Source organism: Plesiomonas sp. ZOR0011, from assembly GCF_000800945.1.
GTDB classification, from domain to species: domain Bacteria; phylum Pseudomonadota; class Gammaproteobacteria; order Enterobacterales; family CAMTGL01; genus Plesiomonas; species Plesiomonas shigelloides.
The window spans coordinates 1-244 of the sequence record NZ_JRKB01000139.1 but is presented as its reverse complement, the minus strand read 5'-3'; the positions used below and the strand labels follow the sequence as shown (position 1 = coordinate 244).

Genomic DNA, 244 nt, shown 5'->3' with positions numbered 1-244 from the left:
GGGGCTATAGCTCAGCTGGGAGAGCGCTTGCATGGCATGCAAGAGGTCAGCGGTTCGATCCCGCTTAGCTCCACCAAATCTCGCTCTCGCAATTCTATCTTCTCCCAATCCTTCGTATTAATCTTAAATTTTCTGTATTTTGCCTAAATTTTTTCTCGCTTAAGCTTTTATCTGCTATCTGCTATCTGCTATCTGCTATCTGCTATCTGCTATCTGCTATCTGCTATCTGCTATCTGCTATCTG

At 44.3% G+C, this 244-nt stretch carries 1 tRNA gene; it reads left to right on the top strand.

Features of this window, described 5'->3' with window-relative positions:
* Positions 1–76: transfer RNA gene (locus L975_RS17060), tRNA-Ala, on the top strand.
* Positions 77–244: the final 168 nt, after the last annotated feature.